The organism is Gordonia sp. NPDC058843 (genome assembly GCF_042743165.1).
In the GTDB taxonomy this organism is placed as follows: Bacteria; Actinomycetota; Actinomycetes; order Mycobacteriales; family Mycobacteriaceae; genus Gordonia.
Genome location: NZ_JBHYNC010000003.1, coordinates 216,733 through 233,806, shown reverse-complemented (window position 1 = coordinate 233,806; position 17,074 = coordinate 216,733). Strand labels below are relative to the sequence as shown.

14 protein-coding genes and 2 pseudogenes are annotated in these 17,074 nt (G+C 60.9%); 7 read left to right on the top strand and 9 right to left on the bottom strand.

The features are described from left to right. Positions 1 to 288 precede the first annotated feature (288 nt). The 3 genes and pseudogenes from ACFW3F_RS03975 to ACFW3F_RS03965 all read right to left on the bottom strand — a co-directional run. Positions 289 to 1,002: pseudogene (locus tag ACFW3F_RS03975) on the bottom strand (putative T7SS-secreted protein); the annotation flags it as partial. Further along, entirely contained in the window at positions 1,003 to 1,653 is a 651-nt protein-coding gene (locus ACFW3F_RS03970; protein WP_388054511.1) for a hypothetical protein, read from the bottom strand. After that, the gene (locus ACFW3F_RS03965) at positions 1,650 to 2,042 is read right to left on the bottom strand and encodes an SseB family protein (protein WP_388054509.1); all 393 of its coding nucleotides are present in this window, start codon (positions 2,040 to 2,042) and stop codon (positions 1,650 to 1,652) included. Before ACFW3F_RS03965 ends, ACFW3F_RS03970 begins: the two co-directional genes overlap by 4 nt. A 694-nt stretch (positions 2,043 to 2,736) precedes the next feature. On the opposite strand from ACFW3F_RS03965, the gene ACFW3F_RS03960 reads away from it, so the two are divergent. After that, positions 2,737 to 3,375 carry a DUF3558 family protein gene (locus ACFW3F_RS03960; RefSeq protein ID WP_388054507.1) on the top strand — a complete coding sequence of 213 codons (639 nt, stop codon included), beginning with the start codon at positions 2,737 to 2,739 and terminating at the stop codon, positions 3,373 to 3,375. A gap of 105 nt (positions 3,376 to 3,480) precedes the next feature. On the opposite strand, the gene ACFW3F_RS03955 is transcribed toward ACFW3F_RS03960, so the two are convergent. Together ACFW3F_RS03955 and ACFW3F_RS03950 are read right to left on the bottom strand one after the other, a co-directional pair. Next, positions 3,481 to 4,641 carry a TerD family protein gene (locus tag ACFW3F_RS03955; RefSeq protein WP_388054568.1) on the bottom strand — a complete coding sequence of 387 codons (1,161 nt, stop codon included), beginning with the start codon at positions 4,639 to 4,641 and terminating at the stop codon, positions 3,481 to 3,483. A gap of 198 nt (positions 4,642 to 4,839) precedes the next feature. Then, positions 4,840 to 5,352 (bottom strand): annotated as a pseudogene (locus ACFW3F_RS03950) (exonuclease domain-containing protein); the annotation flags it as partial. 227 nt (positions 5,353 to 5,579) lie between these two features. Here ACFW3F_RS03950 and ACFW3F_RS03945 point away from each other — a divergent pair. From ACFW3F_RS03945 to ACFW3F_RS03930, 4 genes are all read left to right on the top strand, one after another. Continuing rightward, complete coding sequence (locus tag ACFW3F_RS03945; protein WP_388054505.1) at positions 5,580 to 6,833, top strand: hypothetical protein; 1,254 nt, start codon at positions 5,580 to 5,582, stop codon at positions 6,831 to 6,833. Positions 6,834 to 6,842: 9 nt separating this feature from the next. Next, positions 6,843 to 7,472, top strand: coding sequence for a uracil-DNA glycosylase (locus ACFW3F_RS03940; RefSeq protein ID WP_388054503.1), 630 nt, complete (start codon positions 6,843 to 6,845; stop codon positions 7,470 to 7,472). 152 nt (positions 7,473 to 7,624) lie between these two features. After that, positions 7,625 to 8,143, top strand: coding sequence for a hypothetical protein (locus ACFW3F_RS03935; RefSeq protein ID WP_388054501.1), 519 nt, complete (start codon positions 7,625 to 7,627; stop codon positions 8,141 to 8,143). Between the two features lie 73 nt (positions 8,144 to 8,216). Then, the gene (locus ACFW3F_RS03930; RefSeq protein WP_388054499.1) at positions 8,217 to 8,822 is read left to right on the top strand and encodes a class I SAM-dependent methyltransferase; all 606 of its coding nucleotides are present in this window, start codon (positions 8,217 to 8,219) and stop codon (positions 8,820 to 8,822) included. Between the two features lie 58 nt (positions 8,823 to 8,880). Here the strand turns inward: ACFW3F_RS03930 and ACFW3F_RS03925 are convergent, their stop codons facing one another. The 3 genes from ACFW3F_RS03925 to ACFW3F_RS03915 form a co-directional block, all read right to left on the bottom strand. Further along, positions 8,881 to 9,372 (bottom strand): nuclear transport factor 2 family protein, encoded by a 492-nt coding sequence (locus tag ACFW3F_RS03925; protein WP_388054497.1) that lies wholly within the window; start codon positions 9,370 to 9,372, stop codon positions 8,881 to 8,883. A gap of 229 nt (positions 9,373 to 9,601) precedes the next feature. After that, positions 9,602 to 10,087: a hypothetical protein gene (locus tag ACFW3F_RS03920; RefSeq protein WP_388054495.1), complete on the bottom strand. Its 486-nt coding sequence runs from the start codon at positions 10,085 to 10,087 to the stop codon at positions 9,602 to 9,604. Further along, positions 10,084 to 11,952, bottom strand: a complete 1,869-nt coding sequence (locus ACFW3F_RS03915) for a DNA/RNA helicase domain-containing protein (protein WP_388054493.1) — start codon at positions 11,950 to 11,952, stop codon at positions 10,084 to 10,086. The genes ACFW3F_RS03920 and ACFW3F_RS03915 overlap by 4 nt, the downstream gene beginning before the upstream one ends. Positions 11,953 to 12,247: 295 nt before the next feature. Here ACFW3F_RS03915 and ACFW3F_RS03910 point away from each other — a divergent pair, with 295 nt between their 5' ends. Both ACFW3F_RS03910 and ACFW3F_RS03905 read left to right on the top strand, forming a co-directional pair. Then, positions 12,248 to 14,278 carry an McrB family protein gene (locus ACFW3F_RS03910; protein ID WP_388054491.1) on the top strand — a complete coding sequence of 677 codons (2,031 nt, stop codon included), beginning with the start codon at positions 12,248 to 12,250 and terminating at the stop codon, positions 14,276 to 14,278. Between the two features lie 104 nt (positions 14,279 to 14,382). Then, the gene (locus tag ACFW3F_RS03905) at positions 14,383 to 16,440 is read left to right on the top strand and encodes a DUF2357 domain-containing protein (RefSeq protein WP_388054489.1); all 2,058 of its coding nucleotides are present in this window, start codon (positions 14,383 to 14,385) and stop codon (positions 16,438 to 16,440) included. A gap of 6 nt (positions 16,441 to 16,446) precedes the next feature. On the opposite strand, the gene ACFW3F_RS03900 is transcribed toward ACFW3F_RS03905, so the two are convergent. Further along, positions 16,447 to 16,917, bottom strand: coding sequence for a hypothetical protein (locus ACFW3F_RS03900; RefSeq protein ID WP_388054487.1), 471 nt, complete (start codon positions 16,915 to 16,917; stop codon positions 16,447 to 16,449). Between the last annotated feature and the right edge of the window lie 157 nt (positions 16,918 to 17,074).

Sequence of the window (17,074 nt, the reverse complement as noted above, 5' to 3'; positions counted from 1 at the left end):
CTCGGCTGGATCAGTTGACCATCCCCCTCCGGCGAGGCTTCGGACGAACTCGTCAGGGTTGGCAACCTGGTCGGTGATGCCCATGATCACGCTCGCCGAATTGCGCAGATACTGATGAGGGTTGGCGATGTTGTAAGGATTCTGAGGGCTCAGCATGGTGAGTCCTTTGACAAGCTCGGTCGCAGAGCCGGCTAGACCGCCCCCGTAATGGACGACACCTGTGATTCCTGCCGTCGCAATGTCTTTCGCGCTCATCTTGGCCTGGTCCAACGCCGACGGCATCGGCGGCGCCATGTTTGCCGCATCGTTTAGTTCGGCCTTCACGCCCGGGGCGGACGAGTTGCGATGGTCTCGTCCGATTTTCAGGACTCGCTGTGCCTCGGCTTTGTAACCGGGAAACGGGTTTGGTCCCGGATGAGTGGGCGGCGTGTCACGTCGATCTTGCTGGTAGTCGTCCAGTTCCTCGTTGTAGATTGTGGCCTTCTTGGCCCATTCGTCCTGCTTGCGCTCGCCCTCTTCCCAGATGCGGATGGCCTCGGCGGCCTTTTGCTGCGCGAAGGTGACGACGCCGGCCCAACCGGTTAGTGCTGCAGCTGCCTTATTCGCGGCGTCCGCTGCAGCGAACCATTGTGGTACCTGGCTCGCGATCGCGTTACGAAACCCTGATTCGCCGGTGCCGGACCAGTCCCCGACCGACACCCCTCGTAGGCCTGCACCAGCAGCGCCAAAGCTGTCTGCGAAGCCACTGAATCTGTCTGCCATCGAGGTGATCTCGGCGGGGTCGCCGAGGACCAGTTCTCTCGGGTCCTTTGTTTTCCCGAGCTCCTCCTCGTCGGGCATTGCGCCCAGGGAGTCCGCGACGTCGTCCCCGAGGTCCTCGACGCCGGTCGCAATGCTGTCGAGACCGATAGCGCGAAGGCCGCCGCCAATGATGTCCGTGGCGCCGTCGACTAATCCGCCCAAGAACTCCTTGCCGCCCTCGAGTGGATCGAACAGGCCCATCTAGTTGCCGTCCGGCACAGGATCGGAATGACCGTCGGCGCCAGGGCCGCTAGGTGAGTCTGCGGTGAACCCGTCGCGCTCGAAGCCGTCGATCGTGTCGGTTATAAGCGACGACGGATCGACCCAGTGGTGACCGAAGGTCTTCAGGTCCTCGATGAAGGACGTTCTGTTCTCCTCGGCAAACTTCCTGTGATTCTCCATCTCCTCCGGCGTCAGTGCCCATTTCGGGTCGGTGAGAGCATCGCGGTTGTGCTCGACCAGCTCGTCCCATGACTTTCCTTCGATGTCTTCCGGCTGAAGACTGGGGTCGCCGAACAGATCCATCGCGTAGTTCTTGAGCTGGTCGCCCGACCACTTCTCCTCGCGTTCGTAGTAGCTAGCGCCGAGTTCGAGGCCAATCGAGATCTGGGCCGCGCCCATCACGAGCGCTCTAAGACCCCACTCCCAGCGGGAGCAGTACTCTTCGAGGCCGCTCTTGGGGTCGGCATGGCCGATCGTCCCACCGTTGAGGTCCAGGTCGCCGTATCCGCGTCCGATCGCGGCACTGTAGTTGGAACCGACGCCCGTATCGGCGAGGCCGTTGATCACGCCGTTGATACCAGCGCTGGCCTTTGTTAGAACTTGGGGGTCGACGCGCAGATTTTCAATCATCGGACTACCTCGCCCTCGTCGTCGTAGTAGCAGTGCGGTGTCAGCTCGCGGGATGGCGGGAACGTCATCGTCGACGGTGTCGCAGGATCGACGACGAGGCCGGTGGGTTCGGGGGCCTGGTCGAGGACGCGGTCGATCAGCGCATGCCCGGGAACGTCGAGGTAGCGGACCTCGTCGAGGTTCCGGTCGGTGAGTTCGGCGAACTCGCGCAGATGCTCAGGCGTCGTGAACGCGAGCATCCACGGGATACCGGCCTCTACCAGGGTGAACAGGCGTCCGTGGAGGTCGAGAGGAACAGTGAGGGTGGCATCGCGTAGGGCATCGTAGAGCCGAGGCGCATTACCGAAACCGGACAAATACGCCCGCACCTCATCGATATATGTCGTCATCACCGGACTCCCCCGCAGTCATCACCGTGTGCCGGTTGATGCTAGATCATGAAGCTGGAGTTCTCGCGGTGGTCTCCACAGGGCGGTTGAACCCAAGCCGGCGCGCGTTGGGCCGCGCGCCGGAGACCCGGCCGGTATTTGCCTACATGCGGGTGGCTCCTGGTTCCGGTCTATGGGAACGAGATCACTCACGGGCGAGATGCTGTCGCAGCGGGTAGTGCACATTCGGACGGCTCGCGTCGCAACGAGCACGTGACGTATTAGTCTGTTCGTCGAGGTCGGCCGTCAGAACAGGCCAACAGTGGGAGGGGGCCCATGAGTACTCCGATCGGCGATGACTCGATATCGCCTGGTGTCGTCCCAGAGATGCCCGTTAGCCCGCACGGGCCCGCGACGGTGCTGCGGTCCGAGCGCGCTGAATGGGAGCGGCGGGCAGCAGCTGCACGAGACGCACAGGAGGCAATAGAGGAGGCCCAGGCCCTCCTAAAAGGCGTCATCGACGCAAACTACCTCGGCAAGTGCGTTGAGGGTGAACAGCTCTTCGGGATGTTTCAGACATCTGTCGCGTCTCTCGCTGACGAATGTAGGAGTCAGGCGATACGCGCTCGCGCACTTTCGGAGCAGTGTCGCGTCGCTGGCGCAAGGATCGAGGACACTGACGTCCAAGGCGCTCGAAACCTAGACGCGTAACAATATGAGCGGAAAGACATCTCGGCTGTTAGCGGCCGCTTTACTCGGTTCGGCTCTCGCGAGTTGTAGTACATCCGGGACGCCGATACCTGCGACTGAAGTCCGAAGTGTGCAGACCAGTGCAGCGCCCGCCGTGCGACAAACTGACGATGAAGGAAGGACTCTGCCGTTCACAACCACGTTCCCGAATCGTTGGAGCATCAACAATGACGGGTCATCTTATGAGCCGTGCACGCAAGTGTCGAATGAGGTCTTGAAGCGGTTCGGACTGATCGCCGCGTCTGCAACTGATGTCGCGGGGTCTGACTTCCAGACCGCCCGCGGTTGTCGCTGGGAGTACGACGACGGTAGTTCCTACATCGCGCAGTTCGTTGGCAACATAATTCGTCCAGAAGACGGACTCTCCGGACATAAGGCCCTTAATTCCTCAGGTAAGTCATGGTTCCCTGACTTATCGATAGACGGACGACGTGTGCTTGCCAGCTCCATCGGGGATGGAGACTGCTCAGTTCACGTTCGGTCTGGTGATGCGGTTGTTGTTACGTCGGTGACTAGGTTCGATATAGAACCGCCTCCAGTTGCGCAAATATGCGCAACTGCGAGTGATTTTCTGCGCGCAACCGTAGGTGAGATTCCGCCGTAACTCCGGCGCTGTCCCTGTACCGCAAGCGTCTTATACGTTTGGGCGGGACCTCATCTCAGGTCGCTGCGCTCGGCCGTCCATCTCGCGTCTTCAGGATCCAATCTGTCAGTGCTCCTCGACGTCCACCCCATGCCGAACTGCAAACTCGGCGAGGCCGTCGTCGTAGCCCTGGCCGACTGCGCGAAAACGCCACAGGCCATTTCGTCGATAGATCTCCGCGATGATCATCGAGCGTTCAGTGGTCGCGGCATCCAAAACGGCTGTTGCAAAGGTGAACTCGGCTGCGTCAACCGTTACTGAAATAGCGCCGACATCCCCGAAGGTTGCGTCGCCGTCGATTGCGGCTCCGATCGTGAGCCTCTCAATCTCGTCTGGAGCCGCGGTGAGGTCGATGCTGACGCCTTGCTCGCGGTCACCGTCGATCGAAAGTCGTGCGACACCATCTGGACTGGCCGGTTGGTTGTAGAAGATGAACTCATCGTCCGACGGGACTTTCCCATCCCCCGCCAACTCGAATGCGACGACGTCGACTTCGGGGTCGTAGGACGGGTTGCCCTGCGTAGATGTCCACGCGATGTTGACTGTGAATCCATCCACCCCCTGTGGAATGTCAACGACGGCGCCGGCGGACAACGAAGTCGGCGCGGAACTCGTTTCCGCGCTGCCGTCGTAGACGCCCTGTGGTTCAGGTATAGCTGGGGCACTGGTGTCCGCGAGACTCGAGACATGATGGGCCTCAAGGACCGGGAGACCCCGATCCCGCGCTTTCGCAAAGCGACCATCGGCTTCTCCCCCATTCAAGACAAGAACGTGCGTGACTGCAGCCGTCAAAATGATGGCGGGCACAGCACCAAGCTGGACGAGGCGTGCCCGCACCGCCGTCGCGTCGCGGTGGAGTCCTCCCAGCACGAGAACCCGTCGACCGGACCATGGCAGTGAACTCGACGCCCGTGGCGGGGGTGTCCTGCGAGTCCGTGCCGGCGAAGGACTGATCTCCACCACCGGAACCGATTTCGGTGTGCCGGGCACGACGCGCTCGGCCAACGAGAGCGCAGTCGCTTCGTCAACCAATGAGATTCCCAGTTCTCGGGCGCGCTGCAACTTGCGGCTGTCCGGTGCCCCAGGATTGGCGACAAGCAACCCCGTCTTGCCGCTCACCGCGTTCATCACGTCCAATCCTGCATCGGCCAGGCGGCGAGCCAGCTCGAGGCGAGGCGCATGCGTCGGTCCTGTGATCACGACTTTGGTGCCCTGGATCAGTCCCACAGCCGAGTCATAACGGCCGGGGTCGGTCCACGGGCAAGGCACTCTGGTGACCTTGTCTGGATACGCACGAGTCGCAGCACCGCACGCGACGACGGGCAGTGGCAATCCCAAAGTGCTTGCAAGACCGGTACTCCGTCGAAACACCTCCAGTAAGGTTCGCACGTCATCGCCGGCGTCGTGGGCGGCTCGTTGTGGGACCGACCAGTGTTGAGCAAGTGTCGAGAGTTTGGCGTTGGGGACGTCCAATTGGAGCCGCCGCGTCAAGGTGATGGTGCACAGACGATGAGTGATCGGGAGAGTAACCCCTGCTCGTCGCGCCTCCTCGACGAGGAAGCCGTGGTCGAAGACCGCGTTGTGCGCAACCAGCGTCCGACCTTCGAGCAGTTCACGTAGGTGCTCCACTGCAGAGTCAAAGGTCGGCGAACCGTTGAGACGCTCGCGCGTAAGGCGATGGATGTGAACGGGACCCGGATCGCACCCGGGGTTGAACAACGACGAGTACTCGCCGACAACGTGTCCGTTTGCGTCCAACGCGAACGCGGCCAAACTGAGTACACGGTGCTGACGCGAACTCAATCCGGACGTCTCGACGTCGACAAGCGTCCAACCTCGCCCTACAGATGACACAGCAACCCCGCATTCGACAGCTCGACTGGTGCATCCGGCATGCGGATCCTCGGCCAGCGGACTGGCCCTGGGCGCAAGGCGCATCCGGACAACTCGGACACTGTAGCGGTTGGCCAACCGACGGGAGGCAAACCGTGGATTCGAACCACAAGTTCTGCACAGAACTCGATTCGTCTGCGGGCCTACTGTTTCCGCGACCTGGTGACGGGTGTCCATCCAGCACGCGAGACGTTGTAGTCCGTTCGGACCAACCGCGACGGTGTCGGACCTGTCCGATACATTCGGTGCGTTCCCACGCAGATAAAGGTCCGATGTCCAACGAGCTCGTCCAGGTACCGGTGTGGACGCTGGCCACAGATGAGGCGGATATCCCCGCTGTCTTGAGCGACACAGCGGTGACTCCCGAAAGACTTACGGGCCTTCGGCGTGCGCTCGCCGAGTTGAGCGAGACGCCCCTGACGACGCTGGAGGCTCATACGGCGCCCGAATCGCTCGACAGGTCGAAGGGGATCCACCTGCACGGCGTGAGTCCGTTGGCGCAGCAGCTCTCACAGCTTGTCAAGAACACGCCGCAGGTCGTCACAGACGGCGGCGAAACGCTCTACCGAATGCAGGTGCCCGCTAAGTTCGCGGCGCAGGTAGCAGGTGGGATGGTGAAGCCGATGGCGTCGTCGACCGCTGCGAGTGGGGTTCACACTGCGCTCACCGACGGATCAAGGATCGTCGGGCAGGCAACGATGGTTCCTGTGACCGCGGGAAAGGCAGCCGCTGCCGGTGCCGGTGCCGCGGCACTGACTGTCGCGGCGCCCTTGGTCCTGATGGCTGTGGCCGTTGGCGTGAGCGCATACGCCGACCAGCAGCGTCAGAAAACCCTCGAGAGGATCACTGAACTACTCGAGAAGCTTGTTGCTGACAACCTAGAGTCCGAACAGCACGCGCTGGAGGCATGCCGGGGTGCTATCCAGAAGGCGACCTCCATCGTCCTGGACGAGGGGCGAATAGGGGTGTCCCTGGGACTTGACTCCGCAGTGTTTGCGATCGACAGCGCCGTGTCCAAAGCGTCGTCCCGAATCGTCAAATGGGAGAAGGCACTGCAGACGTTCGACAGCGACAAGGTCGAACTGAACAAACTAGTTGGGGCGATCCCGGGTGTAGAGGCCGCAGGCAGCGAGTTCTACGTGCACGTCCAGCTAGCCCGGCTTGCTATCGCGATGAAGCGGCGAGTCATCGTGCTGCAAGCGGTTGAGCACGCGCAACTGTCCGAAGGGAACCCGTTCGAACGCTTCGCTGCGGTGCTGCATAAGGAGCAGCAAGATATCGAAGCAATCGATCGCCGCCTTGACGGCGTCTTGCTTCGCCTGTCAGCGCTGCAACTCGACCGGTCTCACGGCATCCGCGACATCATGTTCTCCTCCGGCGAGGTGGACAAACTGCTGAACACAACGCGTCGACTGCGCGATCTCGGGCAGACGGTGCAGATTGCCGGACGGCAGTCGGAGGTCACCATCGACATGGTCCAGGAGAAGGACGGTTCGGTGATCGTCTTTCCTGCGATCGCGTCGTAGGCTGCGATCTTGGGCACGGTAAACGGACGCAACGCGGACCCCAGCGTGGCCGCGGCGAAGATGGCGCGGATTCGCGAACCCCACGTAGCGCCACTCAACGAACTCGCCGATCGGGTAGCCGACACCGAAGGCCTACGTCGAGGTGAGGTGCCCTACGTCGACCCCGACACCGGCGGTGTCAACGCTCGGATGCTCGTGCTACTGGACAACCCGTCGACCAAGGCCGAATCGACCAGCGGCTCGGGCCTTTTGAGTCTGGACAACAACGACCGGACCGCACGGAACTGCCGCGAGGCGTATGCGCGCCACGGAGTCGACTGGGGCGATGTCGTGCACTGGAACGTGGTGCCGTTCCCGGTTGCCGGTGTAAAGAACGGTGGATCGACCCCGGCGGAGCGGGCGCGGGGGGTCCATTGGACCCGGGAAGTGGTGAGTCAGCTCCCTGACGTCGAGATCGTCCTGCTTCTCGGTGGTTCCGCTCGCGATGGTTGGCGTCGTGCATCCATCACGCGCGCCGGCATCTACGTGCCGGCAGGCAAGATTCCGCACTGTTCGATGCGCGGCTTGAACACCGCGGGCGGGCGCGAGCGGTTCGAAGCCGCGATAGCCGACGTATCGACGAGACTCATGCTGGCCTGAGCACCCACCTGGAACGGATGAGGACTGCGGTGACGTTCTCCCACCGGCGTGCAGTCGTAGCTTCGGGACGCCCACACGGTTCCGACGAGCACGGGCCAATGCGCTGTGCAGCAGAATCTCTCGCTGCCGTCGAACCGCCCTATTGTCATCGCATGACTACTGACACGGGTGGCGCGCAACCAGTGCCGAGAACACGCTCCGCGTCCACACCGTCCACGGTGTGGCTAGCCACGGGACTGATGATCACCGGAGCGAGCATCCAGCTCATCGGCTTGTTCCACGCGCTCTCGTTGGTCGACGCAGTTAGGGAAGAAGCACGTCTGCGGCAGTCCGTTCTCCTCAGTGACGGATCGACTTATCGGAGCTCTGACGCACTAGATGTCGCGAGCGAGACCGGGACCAACGTCGCGACCGGTTTGATCGTCGCGTCCTGCCTCGCTCTTGCCGGACTCTGGCTACTACTTGCGTACGCCAACCTGCGCGGTTTCCGCTGGGCACGCTTGGCGGCCACCGTCATCGGCGCGGTAGGCATCGTCTCCGGGATCACGTCCGTAGCAACCTATGACAGGTCAGTGACCAGCACGCTCGACGTCCTGCTGTTGGTCATCGAAGTCGCCGCACTGAGTCTCCTTTGGCATCCGCGTTCAGCGCCCCACTTCCGCCAGAAGTGACCTGACAGTCGGCCAACGCCCCGCTGCGTTTCGGCACGGTCGATGCTTCCGGAACGTTTGGCACAATGCGGGCATGGTCGAACAGAGCATCTGGATGCAGAAGTCCGCCGCCGATCCCAACCACTCCAGCTGGTACGTCGAACGCTTCCGCACCCTGGCGCGCGAGGGCAACGATCTGGTCGGTGAGGCTCGGCTCCTCGATGCGATGGCGTCGCGAGGGTCCCGCATTCTCGACGCCGGGTGTGGTCCGGGCCGCGTGGGCGGCTACCTCGCCGAAGTCGGACATGATGTCGTCGGCGTCGACGTCGACCCGGTCCTCATCCAGGCCGCCGAAGAAGACCACCCAGGCCCACGTTGGCTGGTGAACGACCTCGCCGAGCTCGACCTCCCCGCCCGCGGCATCGACGAACCGTTCGACCTCATCGTCTCGGCCGGCAACGTGATGGCGTTCCTCGCGCCGAGCACCCGTGTCACCGTCCTCGAGCGGCTGCGTGCACATCTGCGCGACGACGGTCGCGCGGTGATCGGCTTCGGCGCCGGCCGGGACTACGCGTTTGATGAGTTCCTCGAGAACGCCACCACCTCCGGCTTCGCTCAGGACCTACTCCTGGAATCCTGGGACGTCCGCCCGTTCACCGAGAAGTCGGAGTTCCTGGTGGCGGTCTTGCGGCCCGCATAGAGGTCACCTGCTTGGCATCTGTAATGCCAACCGTCAAGAGCTATGAGCGACACCCGAATCAGCCGTCGGCGGTCCCGAACGTCCCCTCGGTGATCTCGACGTCAGGTGACAGTGGCTGCCGCAGCCGCCAGCGTTCAGTCAGCTTCGACGCGGCGATCTTCCACTTGCCGTCTTCGACGACGTACTCGTCGTCGTACTCCCCCAGCATGACCGTCTCGGTCCGGTCGAGCAGGTTCACCTGTCGGAAGCGTAACGACCACCGCCCCGTCGCAGTCGTATCGCTGGTGAGGGTGATGTCCGGATGCATGCCGTGGTGCATGTCGAGGATGGCGAACCGGTCGTCGACCTTGTGCAGAGCGACCCGCCGAAAGATGTCCGTCAGGGCGTCGGCATCGTCGAAGCTGCCCATCGGCCCGTAGTCGATCCGCGCGCCGGTGCGGATGAAGCAGCCGCGAAATGCGTCCGCGTCTTTGGCATCTGACGCTCGCCAGTAGCGGTACTTGAGTCGCTCGATCGCAGCGACGTGATCATGCTCCGAATCAGTCGTCATCGTCATCCGTTCTCAGTTGCACAGGCCCCGCCCGCGGTCCGCTGGGGCGTCAGGGGCAGCCTATTTCCGATCGCACCAACCTGGACCGGATTCGCGGACACCGACGGGCTGGTCTGCGGAGGCGTTCGCAACGATGTTTCGGGGCGCTACCGCGAGTTGGATCACACTTATGGACACTTTTGATCGAACTGCTAACAGGGTAAGCTTTTGCGGTTCATCAGGGTGTTGGCTACACTTTGCCGCCGAGATGTTCGATCAACCGCCGCATTTCATCATCCGTGACATGCACAATGTTCGGTCCACCTCCAGCCGCGACGCGCACACCGTTCGAGATTTCCTTGGGGATTGGATCATCGAAACGATTTCGTAGTTGTATTCCGAAAGCCACCTTCTCGACGCCGAACCTGTACGGATAAAGCAATTGACGACTGTCGACCTCGTCGGGCCAGAAATGGTCGGAGAACTCTTGGATTCGGGACGTAGCCCGCAACACATAGATATCCGTCTTGCCGGTTACCCAAGTCTCTGGTTGGGATCTTGGTCCATGTGGCAGGCCCTTCGTTCGGGTACCCAACACCATCCATTGGAATCCGACGCCGCCCTCGGAACTGATTGGAAGCCGGGGCAGACCCCATCTCCCCTGCCTTAGACCCCATTTGAGGTTGACCTGTGAGTTCGGAGCAACCGGAACGTAGGTTGCGAGGACCGCGGTCATCGCGCCGACATCTCATCAGAGACCAGGGTTTGCAATAGCGCCTGGGTCTCTGGGTCTGTTGAGTAGATACGCATGCCCCTCATGCCCCGAGTGAGTAGCACCTTGTAGGTATTGCGGATCGCCCGATCGAAAGACAGGCCCTCGCCCCGTTTGACCTGCTTGTCGTGGCTGTACTCAGGGCGGGCTTCCCAATGATCCGTGCGCCACACCAGATCGGGTCCGAAAATTACTGCGCCATAGTCGTACTCGAACCCTTGCGCGGTATAAACACAGCCGACTTGCCCGAAGCCGGCCGGGTCAAACGCCCAGTAGGGAGTGCCAGGCGCGCCACCGTGCGAGGTCGACTTCTTGTTATTCCACGGGCGTTTCCATTCGCCTATTACAACGTCCTCAACGAGGCCTCCACCCTTCACGGGATCACTCCACTCCCAGCAATAGCCGGCCGCGATCCGGGCAGAGTAACCCTCCTCTAGCACCCGGCGGAGTTCCAGTTCGACCAGCGAGGGCGCCTCATCGACGTGAACCTCGAAGGCTTCGTCTCCCTCCCACTTGACCGGGCCTCCGGGCTCCAACTGGAGAAGACGGTGGACCCAGTGCTCATACGCCCGACTACCCCCACATCGGAACTGTCCGTCGAGATCAATCTCGGTGACTTTGCAACCCATCTTGCTGGCCGCTCTTCTTATCTCAGCAACACTTCCGCGTTCTGACGGCTTCACTACCTGATGCTCGTCGAGCAGAAAGACGGGCACCCGCGCAGACTCAATCAGTTCCTCCACCTGCGGACGTCCCGTGCGCAGCAGTGCCTTTGTGAACCGGTTGGTGGATGTCTCGCGTATGCGGTGCGCTTCGTCGCAGATCAGCACATCAACACCATTCGGCTCTGCGTTGATGAACTGGTTGTAGTACGTGAAGAGTCGCTGAACCCGGGGCTGCCTTGCCCCCGCAACTTTCCGTAGGGTCTGGGTGAACGCTGACGATCCAGTTGCGTGGAGTGTCGTGCGTCCCTGACGCGACAGTTCTCCAAGAAGACTGAGCGCGATAACAGACTTCCCCGAGCCAGGTCCACCCTTGATGATCACGACTTCCTTGGTCGAGGCGCGGGACGCGTTGCGAACGGCGCGCATGACGTCTTCGTAGGCAACCTGTTGCTCGTCTAACAGGACGAATTGCTCGCGGCGCTGCACCTCGTCCGCGGCCAGCTTCATGAGTTGCTTGCTGGGACGGACGGCCGAGTTCATCAGCTGATCTGCTGCTGCAGCGCCGTTCGAGGCGGACAGCCTTGACTTCAGGAAGGTGACAAACTGCCCTCTGCGGTCGGCTGTGAACAATCGGCCGGTTTCGGATTGCTCGAAGTCCCACAGTTCGTCGACGCCACCGCTGGATGCGTTGTGAAGGTACGCAACTCCGGCGAGTTGTTTCGTACTTCCATCGAGAGTCGCGATGAAGTCAGCGATATGCGTGCAATACCGACGAACCTGCTCGACAGGGTGAAGCCGCTCCAGCGCGCCGTCGAGCAGGACCACGCTCTCGGTGCCCGGCGACTTGCTTGCCTTCGTCCACTGCTTCAGTTCGACGACAACGTATGAAGGTTCGCCAGTCTTGGGATGCTCGCCGCACAGGACGACGTCGGCACGTTTGCTGGTCAGCGGGAGCCGATACTCAATCAGCATCTCGACCTTGTCGAGGCCGGCATCCTCCAGGTCGCTAACGAGCACCTGGAGGCTGCGTTCCCACGAACGCACCTCACCGGGCGATGGCTGGTATCCGAACTCGTAGGCGAATTGACTAGTCAGCGTTCCGACCAGACCACTAGAGGCGATCTGGCCACGCACACCGGCGACCGAGGCTCTGTACAGCGACAATGCGGCTCCAGGAAGACACGAAGGACTTCCCGCTCGGGTTGGAGCCTTGTCGTAGAGACGCGTCTGTCGGGCCGTAGCGGATTACCGGACTGAGTGTAGTGACACCGTCCGACATTCAAGGGGCCGGACACGCAGATGCCAGCCGCTTAGTGGGCGGTTTCGATCTCGCTGACGGACGGCGGGATCACACTCAGGGAGTCCGAAGCGTGATCGTGTCCATAGACAAGCGGCGCCTCCCCGACCCGGTTCCATTCCTAGCTAGGATCAGCATCATGCATGGGATGGAACCGAAGTAGTGGCGCTCGGAGTGCTGTCGAAGGAAGCGATCGACCGCGCTATCGGCGAATTTGACGAGCTTGGCAGGGATGCTTTCCTCAGCAAGTACGGCTTCGGGCGCGCTACGCACTACGCGCTCGTCGTTGATGGCCGCGAGTACGATCCGAAGGCCATCGCCGGGGTTGCGCACGGATTTGACCATCCAGACGAAGGACCATTGAAGAACACCCACTTCAACGGCGGCATCGAACTTCGGAAGGCGTATGAGCCTGCCGGATACGACGTGGTGCTAAAGGTACCTGCAGGTGAGACTGCGATTCAACAGTCGCTCGAACAGTTCATGGGGTCGTACCTTGACGCAAGACGCGACAAGTTCACTGGCTCGCACCCGATAATGAGCACGATGAACACGCTTGTCGAACAAATCCGTCAGAGCGGGCCCGTCAAGTCACGTCCCAACGTCATGGTTAAAGGATCCAGTGGACAGGGAAACTGGGCTTTCATACCGTGGATCGCATTTCTCGATGATCGAGAAACTACAACGACAAAGACCGGGGTCTACCCAGTACTGCTCTTCAGCCACGACATGTCAGGTGTCTTCGTTACGGTCGCTCAGGGTACAACCGAACTCAGGGACCAGCTCGGTAGGAGGGAGATGTTAGCGCACCTCCAAGCCACAGCAACACGGGTGCGAAGGCTCGACACGAGTGAACTCGCCGCGCGCGGATTCGCGTTGGACAATTCCATCTTTCTTGGCGACGGGACCCTCGCCCGCGACTACGCAGCCAGCACAATCGCTTTCAAATACTACGAGCGAGGTCAGGTGCCAGAAGACTTAGAGATTCTCCGTGATCTGGACGCAGTCCTTGAACTTTCCGACAGGAACATTGAGAGCACCTCGGTGGGCCAATCTGCCGTCACTGTTTCCACACTTGACACCATCGCTATCGAGTTTCGGGCGGCTGTCGATTCGTCGGGTCTACGCATACCGCGCGGACACGGCGACCTCGTTATTAGTCTGCTCGCCGCGTTAGTGACGAAGCCATTCGTAATCCTCTCCGGGCTTTCAGGTAGCGGTAAGACGCAGCTTGCGCTGCGACTCGGCGAGTGGTTCGGCAGCGGCTCCAACGGACGCAGATTCTTGCCCGTAGCCGTACGACCAGACTGGACCGGACCGGAAGCGCTGTTCGGCTACGAAGATGCTCTACGCCCTCCAGCAGATGGGCGCGCCGCCTGGTTCGTCCCTGACACACTTCGGTTCCTGCTCAGCGCCGCAGACGAACCGGACATGCCTCACCTCCTCCTACTGGACGAGATGAATCTTGCGCACGTCGAGCGGTACTTCTCGGACTTCCTCTCGGGCTTCGAGTCTCGCGATGCTGTGCTGCCCAACCTCGCTCTCGGCGACGATGGCGAGTGGCGACTGCGCAATTCACAGGAACGACTCGTTGCCATCCCGCGCAATGTCTTCGTCATCGGCACCGTCAACGTCGACGAGACCACCTACCAGTTCTCGCCGAAGGTGCTGGACCGAGCCACGACCTTCGAGGTCCGAACAAGCACGGACGATCTCGTTGATGATGTAGTCCGCCCAAACGCAGTACATCCGGCGGAAGTCGCACATCTCCGCGGGCTTGTCGAGCTCGCCCTAGATGACACTTGGCAGCGAGACTCCCCTGGAATTGGCCCAGTCGCGAACGCCCTTCGCGACCTACATGGGCGACTTGCCGAAACCAATGACGAGTTCGGGCACCGTGTCTTCTACGAGAGCCTTCGATTCGCGGCCGCACTCGCGAAGTTAGGAGTGACCGAACGAAACCACGCGCTGGATCACCTCGTCCTGCTCAAAGTCCTTCCGAAGATCCACGGTTCGAGGCGGCGAGCTGAACCGGTGCTAAAGATGCTGGCCGATTTCGGAGCGGATCCCGATGGCGCCCCGGGGCACCAGAACGTCGACCCTGCAGCAGTAGCTCTGCCACTGAGCGTGCTAAAGATTCAAAGGATGTTGCGGGACGCCGAGGTAAACCAGTTCGTGAGTTTCACGGTCTAACAGTGGAATCGGTCGAAGTCCACCTAGCGTCAGACGTTAGCTCCAGCGGCACAATGGTGCTATCCAGGTTGCCAAGCTCCCAATACGCACCCGGAACCACTCCGATGGACCAGTTGGTCACACTCCGCGAGGCGACGGCTTACCGATACGCCCTCGCCCTTCCCGGAGACATCCGCGCTATTGAACCTGCCGAACTATTCAACTTCGACGACGAGACTCAAGCTACCGGCCGTTTGAACACGGGCGAGACTGTCGGCGTCGTGTCGATCGAGATCACCACAACCGACGAGACGGTGTACCGGGGTCGGATCGACATACGAAGTGCCAAGTTTGCCGACGAGCAGGCCTTCGGGACCATGCTGGCGGACCTTGCTCAACTTGCTATCGAAGCGATGCATCAAGGATTCGCGCCGGGTGCCGGCGAGTTCGGAACTGGTGCCGGTGGCTCCCCACGACTTCTGTATCAACGATTTGCGGTCCTCCACTCCCTGCTCGTCGGTTCGGATCTCGGCTGGGCTATATCCCACGTGTTTCACGACCCTCACCGTGAATGGTCTGTGCAGCATGAACTGCGCCCACCCGGCCTTCCACTGCGTGGGTCCTCACGACTCAGAAGTCAACTCACCAAACCGGGTCCCCGGGTTCCGACTCCGACGGCGCGGCTTCCGACGATGCCCCGGATGATGCCGGTTGAGCGGACAGAAGAGACCTTTGACACCATTCCGAACCGATTCGTTCGCTTTGTACTCGAGGGTTGGAGGGCACTCGCGGCCGAGGTCGTAGCGAAGGCGGACAGCCTTGGCGGCGCCGCCAAGCGACGAGGTGTGCACCAAGCGCAGCATGTTGTAGCGCTTGTCGATGAGTATTTGCACGCGCCGTTGATTTCCGAGCTGGCGCGTCTAACAGTCTTGCCCGGCGACAACCAGGTGCTTCGGCGACGTGAAGGGTACCGGCAGATTTATGCCGCGTGGGCTCTAGTCGAAGGGACTCTCGGACTTGAACTCGACCTCGAGGATCCCTTACTCGTTTCGCGCAGGAATATTGCGACCCTCTACGAGTATTGGACGTTCACTCGACTCGCTCGCGCCCTTGCCGAGGCGTGTGGAGTTCCCGAGAAAGCGTCGGAGCTCTTCTCTCCGTCGGAGTCCGGGATGTCAATGGTCTTGAAGGCCGGCGCGACGACTCGTCTCCACTTCGCGACACACGTCGGGAACGACGAAGTACTCGGCGACCTTTGTTTCAATCAAACGTTCACCAGTGAGTCGTGGACCCGACCCATGAGGCCCGACGCGAGCCTCTTCCTGCGTACACCAGGCGGCAATGAGATGTGGTTGCATTTCGATGCGAAGTATCGCGTTGACTGGACTACACCGTTTGGGCGGGACGAAGGCGAGGACGCAACAGGGCCATTCAACGGCACCAGCAAGCGTTCTGATTTGTTGAAAATGCACGCGTATCGAGATGCCATCCGAAATTCGGCTGGTTCGTACGTGCTGTTCCCGGGATCAGAGTCGGCTTCATTCAATCTCACAAGTGAAGAGTTTCTTCCCGGGCTTGGAGCCATTCCCATGCGACCCATGGCGGCGTCAGAAGACTCGGCGGCACTTGTGACCTTCCTGCGTAGAGCTATTAGGCACACCGCGGCCTTAGGAACGCGACACCGGCGAGCGCAGTACTGGACCGCGCGCGCATACCTGGGTGCCGGAACCGATCAGCCAGAGGCGAAACCACCAGTAGGCGCGCTTCCTCCCGCGGACACACCGGTCCTGCTCGGCTACGTACGATCGAGTGCGCAATGGAACTGGATCCGCAGTAACCTCCGTTACAACCTACGGAGCGGAGATCGGCGCGGAGCCGTGGACACTGACGCGAAGGAGCTCGACGCACCTCTCATCCTCTTGTACGGGCGGGACGTTGAAGTAGAGCAGATTGAGCTGTACGAGAGGACAGGGGCCTGGATCGGGACGACCGCCGAGACCCTGGAGCGCCTCGGCTACCCGAATCCGCGAGGGGACACCTACCTGGTGTCGCGCATCGCGAAGATCGCTGACCCCCTCTGGATAAACGAAGTGCGAATTGACGAACTACTCCCAGCTCGATGGACGACTGGTCGCCCTAGCACTACTACCTGGCTGGACGTAGTGTTGTCGACCCAGGATTGATTAGGCTCACGCGGCGCTAGTTAGATGATCAAGAAAATCGTCAGACTGCTTATATGTGTTTTTCCAGGTCTTCATGATCTCAGGGCGTAGTGCCTCAAGTATCTCCGCGACTTTGTCTGCCGGCCTTACATGATTCGAGACGTAATGATATTTAATAGATCGAACAATCGCCGCGATTGCGGCGTCGTCGCTGGCGGAGTTCGGCTTTTTCAGAGTATCTAAGTCGGGACCGAAAGTGGTTGCGCATTGTGTTGATCCACTTGGCGCAAGGGTCCATTCTTTGTATATCGCGACACGGTCAGGCGACTGATGAGCAGCGAAGAAATCCTGGTTACCTTTTAGTCCGTACGTCGCTGGATACTCCAACTCGATGCCCACACCAATTTTCTTCTCTGTCTTCGCAGGTAAATGAGCGCTGAGATCTTTTGAAAACTCGAGTGATCGACCATCGATCGAGTCATTGAAGAAAAGATCCAATGCGCGGAGAGTGTTCGACTTACCCGCTGAGTTTAGTCCCAGGATGGGAGTAGCATCACCGCCTAATTCGAAGAAAGACTTGCGGAAAGAGCGACAGACAGGTTTTCAATATAGATCCCGCTGATTATAGTTGCCAACTCTGACCCTTCGTTCACTC

Bases quoted from the DNA above. Each gene is read 5' to 3' on its own strand.
- ACFW3F_RS03970 (WP_388054511.1), bottom strand. From the start codon at position 1,653: ATGATTGAAAATCTGCGCGTCGACCCCCAAGTTCTAACAAAGGCCAGC.
- ACFW3F_RS03965 (WP_388054509.1), bottom strand. From the start codon at position 2,042: ATGACGACATATATCGATGAGGTGCGGGCGTATTTGTCCGGTTTCGGT.
- ACFW3F_RS03960 (WP_388054507.1), top strand. From the start codon at position 2,737: ATGAGCGGAAAGACATCTCGGCTGTTAGCGGCCGCTTTACTCGGTTCG.
- ACFW3F_RS03945 (WP_388054505.1), top strand. From the start codon at position 5,580: ATGTCCAACGAGCTCGTCCAGGTACCGGTGTGGACGCTGGCCACAGAT.
- ACFW3F_RS03935 (WP_388054501.1), top strand. From the start codon at position 7,625: ATGACTACTGACACGGGTGGCGCGCAACCAGTGCCGAGAACACGCTCC.
- ACFW3F_RS03930 (WP_388054499.1), top strand. From the start codon at position 8,217: ATGGTCGAACAGAGCATCTGGATGCAGAAGTCCGCCGCCGATCCCAAC.
- ACFW3F_RS03925 (WP_388054497.1), bottom strand. From the start codon at position 9,372: ATGACGACTGATTCGGAGCATGATCACGTCGCTGCGATCGAGCGACTC.
- ACFW3F_RS03920 (WP_388054495.1), bottom strand. From the start codon at position 10,087: ATGACCGCGGTCCTCGCAACCTACGTTCCGGTTGCTCCGAACTCACAG.
- ACFW3F_RS03905 (WP_388054489.1), top strand. From the start codon at position 14,383: ATGGACCAGTTGGTCACACTCCGCGAGGCGACGGCTTACCGATACGCC.